Origin of the sequence: Streptomyces griseus (genome assembly GCF_900460065.1) — a bacterium.
Lineage (GTDB): Bacteria > Actinomycetota > Actinomycetes > Streptomycetales > Streptomycetaceae > Streptomyces > Streptomyces griseus.
Window position 1 is genome coordinate 375,931 of sequence record NZ_UAVD01000029.1, and the last position, 17,485, is coordinate 393,415.

Consider the following 17,485-nt stretch of genomic DNA (forward strand, 5'->3'; position numbering starts at 1 on the left):
CGGGTGCGAGACGGATCCGTTGCTTCTCGGGAGAACGATCAACCGGCGCACAAGTAAAGCAAGGCTTGCCTAAGAAAGCAACGGTGCTTCTCTGTCGGGTCAGTTGCGTCGCCCGGTGTGACGGCTGTCCGCAAACCCCTTTGCCAAAGCAGGCGTTGAAGGTCGAATGCGTCGGGGCGCGCCCATGCTCGGCCCCCGCCTGCCCTCTGCTCGCACCTGCCCGGCCGCTGCCCCGCCCGGAGGGCCGATGGTGCCCGCCGCGCCCCGGCAGTACATTCCGGCGGACGGCCGGGACCTCTCGGCGGCGATGCCCCACCGTCGTACGACACCGAGGAACCCCGCGCCGGCACCGCACATCGAACCCCGACGGACGGACTGCCCATGCTCTGTACGCGACTGACGAACGCGCGCATCCTCACGATGGACCCCCGGCACCCCGTCGCCCACGACCTGGGAATCTGGCGGGGCCGGGTCGTCGGCGTGGACGAGGCCGTGACCTCCCTGCCCGCCCGTGAGGTCGTCGACCTGGACGGCGCCACCGTGCTGCCCGGCTTCATCGACAGCCATGTCCACCTGGCCTGGGCCGGATTGAAGGCCGGTACGCCGAGCGTCGCCCCGTGCGAGCGGGTCGAGGACATCCTCGCCGTGATCGACGCGGCGGCCCGGCGGCCGGCCCCTTCCGGCGCCTGGGTGGACGTCGCCGGGTACGACCAGCGGGCCCTGGGCCGGCATCTCACCGCCGCCGAACTGGACCGGGTCAGTCACGGCCGCAAGATCCTCCTGATGCACGACTCCGGCCACGCGTGCGTCGTCAACACCGCCGTGCTGGACCTCCTGCCCGACGGAACGCCGCACGAGGACGGCTTCCTCGCCGAGAGCGCCATGACCACCGCCCGTCGGCTGCGGCTGCCCTACTCCCAGGAAGAACTGGCCGACGCGATCGAGCTCGCCGCCCGCGGCTGCCTCGACGAGGGGATCACGGCCTGCGCCGAGGCGGGGATAGGCGGCGGGCTGCTCGGCCACAGCCCCGTCGAACTGGGCGCCTACCAGCTGCTCCGGGACAGCGGTCGACTGCCCCTGCGGATCCAGGTCATGGCCTCCGGCGACACCCTGCGCCCCCGCGCCACCCACGCCGACGACGGTTTTCCCCGGGCTCTGGACCTCGGCCTGCGCACCGGGTTCGGCGACGACTGGCTGTCGCTGGGCGCCCTGAAGATCTACACCGACGGCGGGATGATGGCGCGCACGGCGGCGCTGACCTCACCGTACGAGGGCACGACCGACAATGTCGGCCGCTTCCAGGACGATCCCGGTCTTCTCGCCGACCTCATCGTCGACGGCCACCTCGCGGGCTGGCAGCTCGCCGTGCACGCCATCGGCGACCGCGCCGCCGACCTCGCCCTGGACGCCCTGGAGCGGGCCCAGAAGCTGCGCCCCCGCCCGGACGCGCGCCACCGCATCGAGCACGCCGGGCTGATCCGCCCGGACCAGCTGCCCCGCTTCGCCGAGCTGGGTGTGAGTGCCGTGGTCCAGCCCAGCTTCCTGCGCTACTTCGGCGACGACTACGCGACGGTGATGGGGGAGGGGCGGGCCGGCTGGCTGTACCGGGGCCGGGGCTTCCTGGACCACGGGATCTCCCTCGTCGGCAGCTCGGACCGCCCCGTCACGGACGGTTCACCGCTGCGGGCGATCCAGTTCATGGTCGAACGTGCCTCCGTGTCGGGCCGCCTCGTCGGCCCGGACGAGGCCGTCACCGTCGACGAAGCGCTGCGGGCCTACACGGTCGCCGGCGCCCACGCCTGCCGCTGGGAGGGGTCGGCGGGCGCCCTCGCCCCGGGGCTGCGCGCCGACCTGGTGGTGCTGGGCGACGACCCGCACCGCGTGGACCCCTCGCGGATCGGGGACATCGAGATCGTCGGGACCTTCGTGGACGGCCGGGACGCCCGCCTCGCGGGCTGACGCCACGCCCGGCGCCCATGTCGCGCGACCCGGGCGGACGGGGTGGGAGCGGGGTCGGCCGCCGGGTGCGTGGCCGTCGTGTCCCGCGAGAACCCGTCGGGCCGTCCGCGACCCCCTGGCGCCCCCACCCGCGCCGGACCGCGGAGCCGGGGCGCCGAGTGGATGCCCTCGCCGCGAGTCCCGTCCGCTTCGCTCTCCTCCACGGGGTCGACGCGGACGGGCTCCGGCGCGGTCGGTGCGCCGCCCCTGCCGGCGCGGACGCGCCGAGAACCCGGGCCCGCACCCCGATCGGCCCACCGCCCCGGCCGCCGGTCACTGCCCGGCTCGCCGGTAGCGCGCGGCAGCCGGGCGCGACGCCGGGTGCCGGGCCCGGGCGCTGACGGCCCATCCGTTCGTCACCACCTCCATCTCCCTTTGCACTGGTCTCTTTTGAGTGCTTCCGGGCGGTCGGCACCACTCCTCTCGACCGTCGGCGGACGGCTCGGTGGCAGCTCCGCAGGCGGCTCGGGTGGCGATCAGCGGCAGAACAATGCGTCGCTCTTTTCGTGTTATTTAGGTTGAATGCGGACATTGGACCGTAGGTTGGGGAGAAACGCCACCCGAGTGGCGTCCCGTGTCCCCCGACCCGCAACCGGCCCGGGACCGGGCGGCCGCCGTTCCACCGGCCGCCCGCAGTCCCGCGCCGGAGGTCATGAACGAGGAAAGGCAGGGCAGGTGAACGTGCTGGGGATCATCGCCTCCGGTGTGGCCGCGCTGTTCATCACGGTCGCACTCGCCAAGGTCGCCCGCCGGGCGGCGCTCCGCGCCCGCACCCCGGGCGGACGCGCGCCACGGTCCGAGGCGTTGCGCAGAACGGGCGGAGCGACGGCCGTGCTCGGCGTCGGGGCGGCGGCAGGCGGGGCCCTGTGGCTCGGCGCGGCGGACGGTTCCGAGGGGTCCCTCGCGGGACTGCTCGCCGGGGCCGGGACCGTCGCCGCCCTGGGGCTCGTCCACGACCTGAAGCCGTTCCGGGCCGCCCTCCGCGTCCCCGTCCAGACGGCCGCCGCGATCCTCGTCGTCTGCCTCGCCGGACTGTCACCGGCCGCGGGCGTCCTGGCCGTGCTCTGGATCGTCCTCGTCACCAACGCGTTCGCCCTGCTCGACCACGCCGACGGACTGCTGACCACCGTCGGGCTGGTCACCGCCGCCGGGCTGCTCGCCTGCGCCGCCGTCGGCGGGAGCCCGGCCCTCGCCGTGCTCCCGGCGACCCTGGTGGCGGGCCTGGCGGCCTTCCTGCTCCACACCTGGCACCCGGCCCGCCTCCGGCTCGGCGCCTGCGGTGCGCAGTTCACCGGATTCGCCCTGGCCGCCTCCGGCGCGCTGATCCAGGCAGCCGCCCCGTCGGGCCGCGCCGCCTGGGCCGCGCTGCCGGCCCTGGCGACGGTCGCCCTCGCCGACACCGCCCTGGTCCTGATCTCCCGCCGCCGCGCGGGGCGCTCCCCGCTGCGCGACACGGACGACCACATCGCGCAGCGCCTGCGCCGGGTCCGCGTCACCGTGCCCGGCGCGGCGGTCCTCCTGGGCCTGTGGGCGGCCGTGCCCGTCACCACCGGGACCCTGGTGTACGCGGCACTGCTGCACCCCGCGTTCCTCCTCCTGCCCACGGCCGGGACGGTGGCCGCCGCGTACGCCCTGCTGAGGATCCCGGCCTACGGGCCGCCCCGCGCGACCCCGACCCGTACCGCCGCCCGGCGCACCGCGGCGACCACCACCGGCGCCGCGATCCCCGTCGCCGCCTCCGCGCCGGGTGCCACGGGTCCGGCTCCCGGGAAGGGCGCGCCCTCCGCCGGGACCGGGACCGCCGCGCGGCACCCCACCGTGCCGCCCCCGCCCACCGGCCGGTCCGCCGCGGTCGCCGCCGAGCGAAGCTGACCGCACCCGGCCGCGATCACCCCCGCAGCCTGCCGAGCGAGGCGCGGGCCGCCGCGCGGGCGTACGGGGCGAGCATCAGATACGGGGCCCACGGCCAGGTGTGCCGCAGGCAGTACACCCACCACGGGCGGAGCGGCAGCTCCTGCGCGGAGGTCACGCGGCGCAGCGCCTCCCGGACGCCGATCCCCGGCTCCCGGGATCCGGGAGCGCCCGGTCCGCCCCCGCACTCGCCCGCGTGCCCCGGGGCGACCAGCGCGCTCACCCCCGCCCGCCGAGCCCGGCGGCCGTGGTCGTAGTCGCCCAGCCGGTGGCGGAAGGCCTTGTCGGGGTCCCCGACGCGGTCGTACACGGCACGGGGCACCAGGACCACGCGCCCGTCGTACGTGTCGCAGGGCTCGGGCCGGTGTTCGCCGGGCTCGACGAGGGCCAGGGAACGTCCCCGTCGGCCGGAGTACACCGTGTCCCCGTACGCGTTGCGCACCGCGCCGACGACGACGGCCCGGGGCCCGGCCGCCCCGGCCGTCCGCAGCAGGTTCGCGAGGGCGTCCGGGAGGAGTTCGACCCCGTCGTCGAGCCAGAGCTGATGCGTCCAGGGGTGGGTCGGCCCGCCGGGCGCGCCGCCGAGCGGGCCCCCGCCCCCGCCGCCGCTGCGGCTGTTCCGGCTCGCGATGCGCAACGCCAGGTTGGGGGGCGTGTCGGCGTCCACCGACATGACCTCCACCGCCGGATGCCGCAGGCGGACCGCCTCCGGCGTACCGTCGGTGCTGCCGGTGTCCACGAGATGCACCCCGAGCGTCGTCCCGGCGGGGAGGCCGCGCTGCTCCTCCAGGGCGCGCAGCGCGGACAGCGTTCGCGCGCGGCGGTCGTGACTCGTCATCAGCACGGCCAGGTGAACGGAGTGCACAGCGGCTCCTCGGCTACGGAGTGCACAGCGGGCTCCTCAGCTCCTGAATCTCATCATTCATGCAGAAAAGCTGATATTCCGCTTAGGCTGGGCGGGTGAGTGCCGAACCGACCGGGAACCCGTTCGGGCCGACCCGGGGACCCCTGTCCCCGCGCCGGTCCCGCCGTGCCGTGCCGGTGCTCGCCTTCCTGCTGGCCGTCCTGTGCGTGACGACGGTCGCCCTGACCGCGACCGTCCGGTCCACGGTCGCCTCGCCAGGCTTCTACCAGGCGGTGCTGGACGAGGAATCGGCCTACGACCGGCTCTACGGCGAAGTGCTCGTCGACCCGGAGATCTCGCCCGTCACCCGCGACCTGCTCGCCCACCTGCCTGTCCCCGAGGCGCTGGTGACGTCGAACATCAAGGTCGTCCTGCCGCCCGCCACGGTCCGGGCCCTCACCGACCAGCAGATCGAGGCGGTGACCGGCTATCTGCGCGGCGACCGCGACGAACTCCGGCTGACCGTCGACCTGGCCCCGGTGCTGGAGAACCTCGCCGACCTCGCACGCGTCTACTTCGGCGACCTGGTGGCCGGTATCCAGGGGAGCGACCAGCCGGACTTCGACCGCTTCACCGCCGACCTCGCGACAGCGCTCGACGCGCTCAAGCAGGGCCGGGCGCCGAACCTGCCCACGCTGCCGCTCACCGAGGACCAGGCCGACCGCGCCGCCGACGCCCTCCTCACGACGGTTCCGGAGCGCGAGCGGGCGGCGCTGCGCCCCGAGATCGAGGTGGCCCTGGGGGAGGGGGACGTGTCCACCGCGCTGGCGGCCACCGCGGCCGCCGCGCTCTCGGACGGATCGCGGACGGCCGCCGCCGGCCTCCGTACCATCCTCCAGGGCGGTACGTGGGACCTCACCGGCACCCTGACCGCCGCCGGGGCGGACGTCACGGCCCTGGAACGGGCCCGTGACACCATCCGGCTCCTGACCCTGCTCCAGGTCCTCGCCCTCACCGTCGCCCTGGCCGCGCTCGCGACGCTCTGGTTCACCGGTCCCGCCGCCCCCGCCCGCCGGCTGATGCGCCTGGGGCAGGCGCTCGCCTGCGCGGGGGGCCTGACCGCCGCGGCCGTTCTCCTGGCCCGGCTGATCACCGGAGGACGCCTCCTCGCCGTCCCCTCCTCCTGGGCCCCGAGCGTCGCCGCGCTCGTCGACGACCTCCAGCGCAACGCCGTGAACCAGGTGGTCGCCACCGGGCTGAGCGCCGCCCTCACGGCCCTCGTCGGCGGCGTGCTCCTCACGGGCGCCGGCTGGGCGCTCCTGGTGCGCCCGGGACGGATGCCCACCCCGACCCCGACAGCGGTGCGGACGACGGCGGCCGGCGTGGCCTGTGCCGCACTGGCCGGCGTCCTGCTCGCGCCGCCCGTGTTCGGCCCGTCCGCACCCCGCCAGTGCCTGGGCAGCAGCCGCCTGTGCGAACTGCGCTACGACGAAGCCGCCTACCTCACCGCGCACAACGCCATGTCCACCACCGCCGACCGGTTCATCGGCCCCCTCCAGGACCCCGACATCACCACCCAGCTCGACACGGGGGTCCGGGCCCTCCAACTCGACACGTACCGCTGGGAGAGCCCCCAGGACATCGCCGGGCGCCTCGACTCCCCCGAGTTCACCCCCGAGCAGCGGCGCCTGATCACCGGCGCCATCGACCTGGCCAACCCGCCGCGCGAGGGCCTGTGGCTCTGCCACGGCGTCTGCCGCGCCGGGGCCGTCGAACTGGTCCCGGCCCTGGAGGACATCGGCGACTGGCTGCGCTCCCACCCCACCGAGATCGTGACCCTCATCGTCCAGGACGACATCAGCCCCGAGGACACCGAGGAGGCGTTCCGCACCGCCGGCCTGGAGGACCTGCTGCACACCCCCGCGGCGGATCCCGACGCCCCGTGGCCCACCCTGGGCGAGATGATCGACAGCGGCCGGCGACTGGTGGTGTTCGCCGAGAAGGCCGACGGCCCTGCGCCCTGGTACCGCAACTTCTACCGGTACGGAATGGAGACCCCGTTCGCCTTCCGCAGCCCCTCCGAGATGACGTGCGAACCCCACCGGGGCGGCACCGGGAAACAGCTTTTCCTGCTGAACCACTTCATCACGAACGCGGGCGGCAGCCGCCTGGACGCCGGCCGCGTCAACGCCCGCGACTGGGTCCTCGAACGGACCCGCGCCTGCGAGGCGGAACGCGGCAGTCCGGTCACCTTCATCGCCGTCGACTACACGACGGTCGGCGACGCGCTCGGCGCGGTGAACGAACTGAACTCCACCCGATCAGAACGTGATTGACACCACATCAGCGACTGCGGGACCTCGCCCGACGTGCCCGTCATCCGAAACCCCGGGGGAACCGTCAGGGGGGCGTGAGAGGCTACGTTCCCAGCGGCTCCCCACCGTGCGGACGGAGCCGGACCACTGCCGACAGATCGGGAAGACAGCGCCCATGACGCCTCCGAGCGACCCCGCACCGCACGGTGCCCCCGCCGCCGCTCCCGCCCCCGGCGACGGGAGCCGACAGCAGCGCGCGGGCCGTCTGCTGGCCGTGAGCGACCTGCACGCCGCGGTGACCGACAACCGCGCCATCGTCGAGTCCCTGCACCCGACGTCCGACGCGGACTGGCTGATCGTCGCCGGGGACGTCGCGGAGACGCCCGAAGACATCCGGTGGACGCTCGGGCTCCTCGCGGAGCGCTTCGCCCACGTGATCTGGACCCCTGGCAACCACGAACTGTGGACCCTGGCCAAGGATCCGGTCCAACTGCGCGGTCAGGCCCGCTACGAGCACCTCGTCGAGCTGTGCCGGGGCCTCGGAGTGACGACTCCGGAAGACCCGTTCCCGCTCTGGCCGGGCCCGGACGGACCCGTGGCGATCGCACCCCTCTTCCTGCTGTACGACTACACCTTCCGCGCCCCGGGAACGCACACGAAGGAGGAGTCGCTGGCCGTCGCGCACGAGGCGGGCATCGTCTGCAACGACGAATACCTCCTGCACCCGGATCCCTATCCGACCCGGGACGACTGGTGCCGGGCCCGGGTCGCCGCGACCGGACGCCGGCTCGCGGAGCACGACCCCGAGATACCTCTCGTCCTCGCCGGGCACTGGCCGCTCGTCAGGGAACCCACGTCGGTCATGTGGTACCCGGAGTTCGCCCAGTGGTGCGGCACCGAACTGACCGCCGACTGGCACCGCCGCTTCAACGTCACCGCGGTCGTCTACGGCCACCTCCACATCCCCCGTACGACCTGGTACGACGGGGTGCGCTTCGAGGAGGTCTCCATCGGCTACCCCAGGGAGTGGCGCGAGAGGGGACACCCGCGAGGCCTGCTCCGGCAGATCCTCCCCTACGAGGGGCAGCCCGCTCAACCGGCCCGCACCGGCGCCCGACCGTCCGCACAGCGGCGCACCCCCGGAGGCTCCTCGTGATCGAGCGACTGCTGCCCGCCGACGTCTCCTGCGCGGCCACCCGCGCACAGACCGTCCCCGACGGAACCCTCTTCCCGGAGGAGGAGGCACTGGTCGCCAAGAGCGTGGCCAAACGCAGGAACGACTTCGCGACGGCCCGCGCCTGCGCCCGCCGCGCCATGGCCGGACTCGGTCTGCCGCCCGTGGCCGTGCTCCACGGTCACCGGGGGCGACCGCTGTGGCCCGAGGGAATCGTCGGCAGCCTCACCCACTGCGACGGGTACCGGGCGGCCGCACTGGCCCACGCCAAGAACGTGCTGTCGCTCGGCATCGACGCGGAACCGCACGCCCCGCTCCCCACCGGCGTACGGGAGTTGGTGACCCTGCCGGCCGAACGCGCGCGGATCGGGCCGCCCGCGCCGGAAGGCCCGGGCGCCATCCACTGGGACCGCGTCCTGTTCAGCGCCAAGGAGAGCGTCTTCAAGACCTGGTATCCGGTCACGGGGCTCGAACTCGATTTCACCGAGGCGGATCTGACGTTCCATCGGTCGGACGGAGGCCGGGGTGGCGACGACGGCGGGCCGCGGGGAGCCACCGGCGCCGAGGGGACGTTCACCGCTCGCCTGCTCCTCACGGACCCCGCCCTGCCGACGACCTTGCACGGGCGGTGGCGGATCGAGGACGGCATCGTCGCCACAGCCGCGTACGTCCGGCCCGACTGGCGGGAGAGCGTGGAGGCCTGAGGCTCGGTACCGGGTCCTGTCGTCACACTGCCGTCGTCGCCCGAAGGGCGGCCCTGCGGGGTCGGCGGCAGTGTGACGACAGGACCCGGCCGAGCGCGGTGGTGTCCGGTGTGCCACGGGGAGCACCGCGTGGAGAGACCCGGCAGGTGGTGCGAGGGGGCCGCGCGGGGGCGTTCAGCCGGATGCGGGGGCGGTGAGCGGGCGGCCCAGCCCCGCGTTCCACCGGCCGGACCGCCCGCTGAGCTCGGTCAGTGTCAACGGAGCGACGTCGAGCCGCCAGAACGCCTCCGGCGGCAGCCGCAGACCGTGGACGACCGCCGCCCGGACGACCGCCGCCTCGGCCACGGCCAGACAGTCCCCGTCGGGCGCGCCCGGTCCACCGAGGGAGTCCAGCCACGCTCCGATCCTCCCGACCAGGTCCCGCAACGACTCGCCGCCGTGCGGAGCGGCCGAGGGGTCACCGAGCCACGCGGTCAACTGCGCGGGTTCGGCGGCCGTCACAGCGTCGAGGCGCCGGCCGGACCAGCGCCCCAGATCCCAGCCCGCCAGCACCGGCTCGGTCCGTGCCGCCAGCCCGAGCGCCTCGGCGGTCTCGCGGCACCGCTCGGAGGGGCCGCTGAGCGCGGGTCCGGCTCCCGGCACCGCGCCGGCCGCCGCCCGCGCGCGCTCCCGGCCGGACCGGTCCAGCGGAGCGTCACCGTCGAAGCGGGCCTCCCGCAGCGCGGCGTTCATCGCCGGTGAGATCAACATCACCCGTACTGTCATGTCCCTGCCCTCACTTCCGCATCAGGGGCCCCGGAGCCCCGTCGCCCCAAGGGATCCGTGCTCCGCGACCCCGCAGATTGGACCATGGCGGTGCCTGCGTGCAGGCGGTATGGTCACGTCGACCATGACGAGGGTGCGACGGAAGTCCGGTGGGAATCCGGCACGGTCGCGCCACTGTGAACCCGCCCGCGCGGGGAAGTCAGACCCGGCACCTTCGTCCGAGGCACCACGACAGGGACGCGTGTTCCCACAGGAGGTTCTGCCATGGCGCAGTCCGCCGTTCCGGCAACAGGGACATCCACGATCGCTCCGATCTCGGCGAAGGCCATTGCCCCCTGGGCGGTCTTCTTCGGCATCCTCATGCTCGTCCTGCTGTACTTCGTCGGCGCCGAACAGGGCGCCACCGCGGTCATCTCGGGCGAGGGCGTCCACGAGTGGGTTCACGACGGCCGCCACCTGCTCGGCTTCCCCTGCCACTGAGACACCTGCGCAACCAGCCAGGAATCAGCGGACACGGGAAGCAAGGGAAATCAGGAAACCATCGTGAACTCCATATCTGTCAGAGCTCTGCTCGTGCGCGGCATGCTCGCGGGCCTCATCGCGGGCGCGTTCGCGCTCGCCGTGGCCTACTTCCTCGGTGAGTCCCAGGTGGACGCGGCCATCGCCCTCGAAGAGGCCCACAGCCACGACCACGGCGGCGGCGAGGAGTTGGTGAGCCGCACCATGCAGGCCACCGGCGGACTCGCCACCGGTGTACTGGTCTTCGGCGTCGCCGTGGGCGGGATCGCCGCCCTCGTGTTCTGCTACGCGCTGGGCCGCATCGGCGGCTTCGGCCCCCGGGCCACCGCGGCGTTGATCGCGGGCGCCGCCCTGCTCACGGTCTACGTGGTGCCGTTCCTCAAGTACCCGGCGAATCCACCCGCCGTCGGCAACCCCGACACCATCGGCGAGCGCACCGCCCTGTTCTTCCTGATGGTCGCCCTCAGCGTGCTGCTGGCCGTCGCCGCCGTCATCATCGGCAGGCGGCTCGCGTCCCGCCTGGGCAACTGGAACGCGACCGTGGCGTCCGCCGCCGGCTTCATCCTGCTGATCGGTCTCGCCTACGCCTTCCTGCCCTCCTTCGACGAGGTGGGCAAGGACTTCCCGGCCGGTCTGCTGTGGGAGTTCCGGCTCTCCACGCTCGCGGTACAGGTGACGCTGTGGAGCGTCTTCGGCGTCGTCTTCGGGCACCTCACCGAACGGCTCCTGTCGCCGCCCGCCCGGGTCGCGACGCCCCGGGCCGCGAGTGCGGTGAACTGAGCCCGACCGTACGCGTGCGCCCGTGGGCGCACGCGTACGCGCGTGAGGACGGACGTGAAGGAGCCCGCCGGGCAGCCTCCGGCGGGCTCCTTCATGCCCGGGCGGGACCGAGCGGTCGGCCATGGCCGTGAGCGTCGCTGCGCTCGTGGGGTAGCGCTGATATCGCCTTGATGTTAGCGTTGATTCCATCGGGTTTCGCGGAACGTCCGCGACCCCCGTCGCCAGGAGCTATGCCATGACCGAACGCGCCATGACCGAGCAGCCCGCATCCGCGCCCGCACCCGTCGCCCTGCGGTCCGCACCCGCCGGTGAGTCGCCGCTTCGGGTGGCCGTGGTCACCGGGGGATCCCGGGGCATCGGCCGCGAGAGCGCCGAGCGCCTGGCCGCGGACGGCTTCGCGGTCGTCGTCAACTACGCGGGCAACCGGACCGAGGCGGAGGCCGCCGTGGCCGCCATCACCGACGCGGGCGGACAGGCCGTCGCCCAGCAGGCGGACGTGGCCGACGAGGTCGCCGTCGCGGCACTCTTCGACACCGCGGAGGCGACGTTCGGCGGCGTCGACGTGGTGGTGCACGCGGCCGGGGTCATGGCGCTCGCCCCACTTGCCGAGCTCGAACTCGACACGCTCGACCGGATGTACCGCACCAATGTCCGGGGCACGTTCGTGGTCGGCCAGCAGGCCGCGCGCCGGCTGCGCGAGGGCGGGGCCATCATCAACTTCTCCAGCTCGGTGCTGGCCCTGGCGCTGCCCGGCTACAGTGCCTACGCCGCGACCAAGGGCGCCGTCGAGGCGATGATCCCGATCCTCGCCCGCGAGCTGCGCGGCCGTGACATCACGGTCAACGCCGTGGCGCCGGGGCCGACCGCCACCGCCCTGTTCCTGGACGGCAAGGACGAGGAGACCGTCGCGAGGATGGCCGCCCAGCCGCCGCTGGAGCGGCTGGGGACCCCACAGGACATAGCCGAGGTGGTCTCCTTCCTCGCCGGCCCGGCCCGCTGGGTCAACGGCCAGGTGCTGCGGGCCAACGGCGGCATCGCCTGAGCGCCCGCCGTGCCGCTTGATAGCGTCCGTCCGGTGAGTACGAGTACCCGGACACGCATCCTGGAAGTGGCCGCCGCCCTGGTCAGGGAGTCTCCCGACGGAGACATCTCCACGCGCGCCGTGTGCGAGGCGGCGAAGGTGGGCGCCCCGGCCCTCTACCGTCACTTCGGCGACAAGGAGGGCCTGCTGTCGGCCGTCGTCGACCACGGCTTCGAGCGGTATCTGGCGGCCAAGCGGGAACGCGGCGAGACGACGGACGCCGTGGAGGATCTGCGCCAGGGGTGGGACAGTCACGTCGCCTTCGCCCTCGACAACCGCAACCTCTACCGGCTGATGAACTCACCGGCGATGCGCACGCCGCCCGCCGCGGCGCTGGAGTCCCACCGGATCCTGACCGGCGACCTCCAACGGGCCGCGGCCCAGGGCCGGATACGTGTCGCGCCCGAGCTCGCCGCCCAGATGATCATGTCGGCCAATGTCGGGGTGGCGCTCATGCTCGTCTCCCGCCCGGCCACCTTCGACGACGAGGTCTCCCACCGGGTGCGCGACGCGCTGTACGCGACGGTGCTCACGCCGGAGGCCTCGCCCCGCACCCCGCCGGACGCCGAAGTCCCCACGGCGGCGGCCCGGTTGAGCGCCCTGCTGCGGCAGCAGCGCGGGGCGGGCCTGAGTACCGCCGAGGCGGCGCTGATGAAGGAGTGGCTCGACCGGGTGGCGAACGCCCGGTCGGACGGTTGAACCGGACCGAGGGCGAGGCTCCCGGGCCGCCGTGCGGTCGTCGAGGAAGCCGGACCCCGGAGCGTCAGACACCATGCTGTCGGCTGTCGGCTGTCGGCTGTCGGCTGTCGGCTGTCGGCTGCCGGGTGCGGGGGCAGAGGGCGGGATGCGGGGCGAGGCCGTTGTCACGCCGCGGGGGAGGAGGCGCCGTGATCGCGGAGGCCGTCCTCCGTGCGGCGTGCCGCGTTGTCGACGATCCGGTCCAGGTCTTCCCGCACAGCGTGTTCCGTGCTCCCGTGTGCTGCGTACGCGGACACGGTGAGCACGAGGTCGCCGTTCCACAGAAGGAGGGTGCGGCCGGGACGCCCCTGGTCGTCGGCCGACAGCACGTAGGCGGCGTCGTGGACCTTCTCGGGCCCGCGTCCGTGGGCCCGGTCGAGGTTCTGCTTGACGCGGTACGCGCGACGGGCGGCCTCGGTCTCCTCGTACACCGAGGCCCTGGTGCTGAGCTTCCAGAACGTGCCGTCGGGGGCCTTCAGGTCCGCGAGGCAGCCGGTCTGCCGGTAGAGGGGCCGCGCGCCGTTCTCGCCGATGTCCTCCTGGGAGTCGGGGGAGGCGGAGTCGGTGGTGCTGCCGAGGGTGAAGCCCTCGGCGGGCGCCTCGCCAGCGAGGAGGTCGCAGGGCCTGCTGGTCCAGCTGTGGGTGCCCGGTGGGCGGGCGGTCCGCTCCGCCGCCTCGCGGTTCTCCCCGTCACCGCCTCCGGAGCAGCCGGCCGAAACGGCCACCGCCAGCCCGATGAGCGCGGCAGACCGCGCCCGGCCTAATGCGGAGCTCCTGGGTCCGTGCATCTTCCACCCCTTCGTCCTGGAGATCCCATTGTCCGATGCTCGTACCGGTGGGTAAAGGAGACCGGGCCCGCACCGAGTGGTGCGGGCCCGGCCGGAGGAGGCGCGGCGCGGCTCAGGAGCCCGTGTCTCCGGGGCCGAAGTCGCCGGTGAGGGCGGCGGCGATCCGCAGGTGCGGCGCCGCGTCGGCGCCCCGCCCCTGGCGCTCCAGCGTCCGGCCCAGCATCAGGTGTGCGTAGCTCTCCACCGGGTCGAGCTCCAGGACGACCCGGAGCTCCTGCTCCGCCTTGACCAGCCGGGCGGAGTGGTAGTAGGAGCGGGCCAGCAGCAGCCGCGGCGCGACCTGCTCCGGCGCTTCCCCGACGAGTCCGCCCAGGATCCGTGCCGCCGTCAGGTACTCCTTGGCCTCGAAGAACATCTGCGCCCGGTCCCACCGGTCGGCGGCGGTGCCGAACTCGTAGTAGGTCTCGGTCTCGCTCACGTGTCCTCCTTCGTGTGGTGCGGAACGGCCCAGGGGCCGCCCCGCCGTACGTTCAGCCATGACAACACCGCACAATGGTTGAACATTCCACTAATCTTCTGGCGTGGGACCCGGCTCCCCACGCCCCCTACGGGAATAGGTTGAGCGCCATGAGCAATCTCGATCGCCAGGCCACGCCCTCTGTCTGCGGAGGGCGCGGCTTCGTCGTCGCCGAGCCCGTCCGTGAGCTTCTCGCCCCCCGTCGCGTCCAGCTCGGCGAGGGCACCGAGGTCCGCCGTCTGCTGCCCAACCTCGGCCGGCGCATGGTGGGCGCCTGGGCCTTCGTGGACCACTACGGCCCCGACGACATCGCAGACGAGCCCGGAATGCAGGTCCCGCCCCATCCCCACATGGGCCTCCAGACCGTCAGCTGGCTCCACGAGGGGGAAGTCCTCCACCGGGACAGCCTCGGCAGCCTGCAGACGGTACGCCCCCGCGAACTGGGCCTGATGACCTCGGGCCGCGCCATCAGCCACTCCGAGGAGAGCCCGAAGGAGCACGCCCGGCTGCTGCACGGGGCGCAGCTCTGGGTGGCACTCCCGGAAGCGCACCGCAACATCGAGCCGCACTTCCAGCACCACACGGACCTGCCCGTCGTGACCGCCCCCGGTGTGACCGCCACGGTCATCCTGGGCGAACTGGACGGTGCGGCCTCGCCCGGCACCGCGTACACCCCGATCGTCGGCGCCGACATGGCCCTGGCCGGCGGCGCCGAGGCCCGCCTGCCCCTGGATCCCGACTTCGAGTACGCGGTCCTGTCCATGTCGGGCGAGGCCGAGGTCGACGGCGTACCGGTGCTGCCCGGCTCGATGCTCTACCTCGGCTGCGGCCGGACCGAACTGCCGTTGCGCGGTGTCTCCGACGCCGGGCTGATGCTCCTGGGCGGCGAGCCGTTCGAAGAGGAGCTGGTCATGTTCTGGAACTTCATCGCCCGATCCGGTGAGGAGATCGCACAGGCGCGAAAGGACTGGGAGGAGGGCTCGCGGTTCGGTGAGGTGCGGGGCTACGACGGTGCCCGCCTGTCTGCCCCGGAGCTGCCCACTACTCCGCTGAAACCGCGCGGGCGGGTGCGCTGACCTGGGGAAACTCTAAGGCAGGACGGCCGTGCTTCCGCTGGCGGCGGCTACGCCGACCGTCCGATTCGCATCTGTCCTGCGCTAGGGACGGGCAACCCCGGGTGCCCGTGCCGGGCGTGCGTGGTCCCCGGCCCTCCCGCCTGGGACGCCTGCAACGACCCGTGCAGCAACGACTAGGTCGGCGGACAACTCACCGTCCACGTCGCCCGAATCTTCCCCAGTCGACATTCCTCACGGAGGAGCGGGCCGTTCGGGGCGGCCGGAACTGCATGCCGCCGTCGACGACCGCCGTCGAGATGGTTATCACCCTGTTCCGGTGCGCGCCGACGATGAGCGAGCGCGGGTGCCCGCCATCCTGTGACGCTGCACCGACCGGCATCGGGGTGTGCGTCGTCACCTCCGCTCGACTCATCCGAGAGTGATGCGCCGGAAGCGGATCAGCGCGAGGAGCATGAACACGCCGGTGATGACGATGGCACAGGCCGCGGAGTAGGGGAGCGCGTGCACGACGGGCCAGGCGTCGCTGGTGGGCAGGCCGCTGGGCGGCGGGTTGCCGAAGAGTCCGCGGACCGCGGTGGCCGTGGCGGAGACGGGGTTCCACTCCGCCACGGTGCGCAGCGGGCCGGGCATGGTGTGCGGGGACACGAAGGCGGCGGAGACGAAAGTGACCGGGAACAGCCATATCAGCCCCGCGCTCTGGGCGACCTCGACGCTGCGGGCCATCAGTCCGATCGCGGCCCCCACCCAGGACATGGCGAAGGCGAAGAGCAGGATCAGCAGGTAAGCCGCGAGGGCCTCGGCGGGTGAGGCGCTGATGCGCCAGCCGACCAGCAGGCCGCACAGGGAGGTGACGACCAGGGTCACCGCGCTCATGGTCAGGTCGGACAGAGTCCGCCCCAGGAGCACGGCCATGGCGGGCATGGGGAGGGAGCGGAAGCGGTCCACGATGCCCTTGTCCATGTCGTTGGCCAGTCCGAGTGCGGTGAAGGCGGAGTTGAAGGTGACGGCCTGGGCGAAGATGCCACCCATGAGGAACGTCCGGTATTCGGCCCCGCCAAGGCTGCCACCGAAGACGTAGGCGAGCAGCAGGACGAACATCACCGGCTGCACGAGCGCCGCGATGACCGACCCGGGGGTCCGGCGCAGGTTCAAGAGATTGCGCCAGGCGATGATCGAGGAGTCGCGGCCCAGCCGCTGGACCGCTGTCATCGCGCACCTCCGCCGACGACCGCGACGCCCGGAGAGGCCGTTGCTCCGTCCGGCGCGATGGGACGGCCGGTGAGAGAGAGGAACACATCGTCCAGGGTCGGTGGCGCCAACCCCACGTCCTGGACGACGATTCCTGCCAGCCGAAGGCGGCTCAAGGCGTATTCCAGGCTCCGTGCTCCGTGGTCGGTGGCGACGGTCAGGCGTCCGGTGCGCTGGTCCAGGTCGGGGAGGTGCTCGCCGAGCGTGGCCAGGATCTCTGTGGCGGTGCTGCGATGCCGTGGCTCCGCGACGGTGAGCGAGAGCCGCTCGCCGCCCACCCGTGCCTTGAGTTGGGCCGCGGAACCGCGGGCCACCACCGTGCCGCTCTCGATGACGACGATGGCGTCGGCCAACTGGTCCGCTTCCTCCAGGTACTGGGTGGTGAGCAGCACGGTGGTGCCCTCGGCGACGAGACTCCTGACGGCCTGCCAGGTGTCGGCCCGGCCTCGGGGGTCGAGCCCGGTCGTGGGCTCGTCCAGCACCACCACGGGCGGTCGCGCCACCAGGGCGCCGGCCAGGTCGAGACGTCTGCGCATCCCCCCTGAGTACGTCTTGCTCGGCAGGTCGGCCGCGTCCTCCAGATCGAAGTCGCTGAGCAATTGACCGGCCCTGCGGCGGGCGGCATGCCGCCCGAACCCGTAGAGCCGCGCGACCAGGTAGAGGTTCTCCCGACCCGAGAGCTTCTCGTCCACCGCGGCGTACTGCCCCGAAAGACCGAGGTCACGGCGCACGGCCTCGGGGGCGGCGAGGACGTCGTGACCGGCCATCCAGGCGCGGCCGCCATCGGGCCGCAGCAGTGTGGACAGGACTCTCACCGCGGTGGTCTTGCCCGCGCCGTTCGGGCCGAGGACCCCCAGCACGGTGCCGGGGGCCGCTTCCAGATCCACACCGTTCAGCGCCTGCTTCTTCCCGAAGCGCTTGGTGAGTCCTTCGGCCCGTATGGCCGGGCGGGTCGGTGGGGAGGTCATGGACGCCTCTCGTAGATGAGTGCACAGCACGGGTGCCCTGCGCGCCGGTGCGGGGCCGG

At 73.3% G+C, this 17,485-nt stretch carries 16 protein-coding genes and 1 riboswitch; of the genes, 10 read left to right on the forward strand and 6 right to left on the reverse strand.

The genetic code is table 11. The features are described from left to right. Window positions 1-381 precede the first annotated feature (381 nt). Together DTB53_RS21545 and DTB53_RS21550 are read left to right on the forward strand one after the other, a co-directional pair. Window positions 382-1,959 (forward strand): amidohydrolase, encoded by a 1,578-nt coding sequence (locus DTB53_RS21545; protein WP_012377973.1) that lies wholly within the window; start codon window positions 382-384, stop codon window positions 1,957-1,959. 714 nt (window positions 1,960-2,673) lie between these two features. Then, on the forward strand, window positions 2,674-3,870 hold the full coding sequence (locus DTB53_RS21550; RefSeq protein ID WP_012377972.1) for an MraY family glycosyltransferase: 1,197 nt from the start codon (window positions 2,674-2,676) through the stop codon (window positions 3,868-3,870). 16 nt (window positions 3,871-3,886) lie between these two features. Here the strand turns inward: DTB53_RS21550 and DTB53_RS21555 are convergent, their stop codons facing one another. Then, the gene (locus tag DTB53_RS21555; protein ID WP_012377971.1) at window positions 3,887-4,774 is read right to left on the reverse strand and encodes a glycosyltransferase family 2 protein; all 888 of its coding nucleotides are present in this window, start codon (window positions 4,772-4,774) and stop codon (window positions 3,887-3,889) included. 95 nt (window positions 4,775-4,869) lie between these two features. Between DTB53_RS21555 and DTB53_RS21560 the strand changes: the two genes are divergently transcribed. The 3 genes from DTB53_RS21560 to DTB53_RS21570 all read left to right on the forward strand — a co-directional run bounded on the left by DTB53_RS21560 (window position 4,870) and on the right by DTB53_RS21570 (window position 8,946). After that, window positions 4,870-7,089: a phosphoinositide-specific phospholipase C-related protein gene (locus DTB53_RS21560; protein WP_012377970.1), complete on the forward strand. Its 2,220-nt coding sequence runs from the start codon at window positions 4,870-4,872 to the stop codon at window positions 7,087-7,089. Window positions 7,090-7,243: 154 nt separating this feature from the next. After that, window positions 7,244-8,224: a metallophosphoesterase family protein gene (locus DTB53_RS21565; RefSeq protein ID WP_003964555.1), complete on the forward strand. Its 981-nt coding sequence runs from the start codon at window positions 7,244-7,246 to the stop codon at window positions 8,222-8,224. Continuing rightward, window positions 8,221-8,946, forward strand: a complete 726-nt coding sequence (locus DTB53_RS21570; RefSeq protein ID WP_012377969.1) for a 4'-phosphopantetheinyl transferase family protein — start codon at window positions 8,221-8,223, stop codon at window positions 8,944-8,946. The genes DTB53_RS21565 and DTB53_RS21570 overlap by 4 nt, the downstream gene beginning before the upstream one ends. Window positions 8,947-9,120: 174 nt before the next feature. Here the strand turns inward: DTB53_RS21570 and DTB53_RS21575 are convergent, their stop codons facing one another. Continuing rightward, complete coding sequence (locus DTB53_RS21575; protein ID WP_012377968.1) at window positions 9,121-9,711, reverse strand: histidine phosphatase family protein; 591 nt, start codon at window positions 9,709-9,711, stop codon at window positions 9,121-9,123. A 126-nt stretch (window positions 9,712-9,837) separates the two neighbouring features. Next, window positions 9,838-9,930, forward strand: a riboswitch (adenosylcobalamin (AdoCbl) riboswitch). A 45-nt stretch (window positions 9,931-9,975) separates the two neighbouring features. On the opposite strand from DTB53_RS21575, the gene DTB53_RS21580 reads away from it, so the two are divergent. The 4 genes from DTB53_RS21580 (at window position 9,976) to DTB53_RS21595 (ending at window position 12,790) form a co-directional block, all read left to right on the forward strand. After that, complete coding sequence (locus tag DTB53_RS21580; protein WP_003964552.1) at window positions 9,976-10,191, forward strand: CbtB domain-containing protein; 216 nt, start codon at window positions 9,976-9,978, stop codon at window positions 10,189-10,191. Window positions 10,192-10,254: 63 nt separating this feature from the next. Next, window positions 10,255-11,010, forward strand: a complete 756-nt coding sequence (locus tag DTB53_RS21585) for a CbtA family protein (RefSeq protein WP_012377967.1) — start codon at window positions 10,255-10,257, stop codon at window positions 11,008-11,010. Window positions 11,011-11,260: 250 nt separating this feature from the next. Continuing rightward, window positions 11,261-12,052: an SDR family oxidoreductase gene (locus tag DTB53_RS21590; RefSeq protein WP_370454214.1), complete on the forward strand. Its 792-nt coding sequence runs from the start codon at window positions 11,261-11,263 to the stop codon at window positions 12,050-12,052. Window positions 12,053-12,085: 33 nt separating this feature from the next. Continuing rightward, complete coding sequence (locus tag DTB53_RS21595) at window positions 12,086-12,790, forward strand: TetR/AcrR family transcriptional regulator (RefSeq protein WP_012377965.1); 705 nt, start codon at window positions 12,086-12,088, stop codon at window positions 12,788-12,790. Between the two features lie 164 nt (window positions 12,791-12,954). On the opposite strand, the gene DTB53_RS21600 is transcribed toward DTB53_RS21595, so the two are convergent. Together DTB53_RS21600 and DTB53_RS21605 are read right to left on the reverse strand one after the other, a co-directional pair. After that, window positions 12,955-13,617 carry a hypothetical protein gene (locus DTB53_RS21600; RefSeq protein WP_012377964.1) on the reverse strand — a complete coding sequence of 221 codons (663 nt, stop codon included), beginning with the start codon at window positions 13,615-13,617 and terminating at the stop codon, window positions 12,955-12,957. 112 nt (window positions 13,618-13,729) lie between these two features. Further along, window positions 13,730-14,095: a tetratricopeptide repeat protein gene (locus DTB53_RS21605; RefSeq protein WP_012377963.1), complete on the reverse strand. Its 366-nt coding sequence runs from the start codon at window positions 14,093-14,095 to the stop codon at window positions 13,730-13,732. Window positions 14,096-14,244: 149 nt separating this feature from the next. Between DTB53_RS21605 and DTB53_RS21610 the strand changes: the two genes are divergently transcribed. Beyond that, window positions 14,245-15,210: a pirin family protein gene (locus DTB53_RS21610; RefSeq protein ID WP_003964546.1), complete on the forward strand. Its 966-nt coding sequence runs from the start codon at window positions 14,245-14,247 to the stop codon at window positions 15,208-15,210. 408 nt (window positions 15,211-15,618) lie between these two features. Here DTB53_RS21610 and DTB53_RS21615 read toward each other — a convergent pair whose 3' ends face one another. Then, complete coding sequence (locus tag DTB53_RS21615) at window positions 15,619-16,419, reverse strand: ABC transporter permease (RefSeq protein ID WP_012377962.1); 801 nt, start codon at window positions 16,417-16,419, stop codon at window positions 15,619-15,621. Continuing rightward, window positions 16,416-17,426 carry a daunorubicin resistance protein DrrA family ABC transporter ATP-binding protein gene (locus DTB53_RS21620; RefSeq protein ID WP_012377961.1) on the reverse strand — a complete coding sequence of 337 codons (1,011 nt, stop codon included), beginning with the start codon at window positions 17,424-17,426 and terminating at the stop codon, window positions 16,416-16,418. Before DTB53_RS21620 ends, DTB53_RS21615 begins: the two co-directional genes overlap by 4 nt. Window positions 17,427-17,485: the final 59 nt, after the last annotated feature.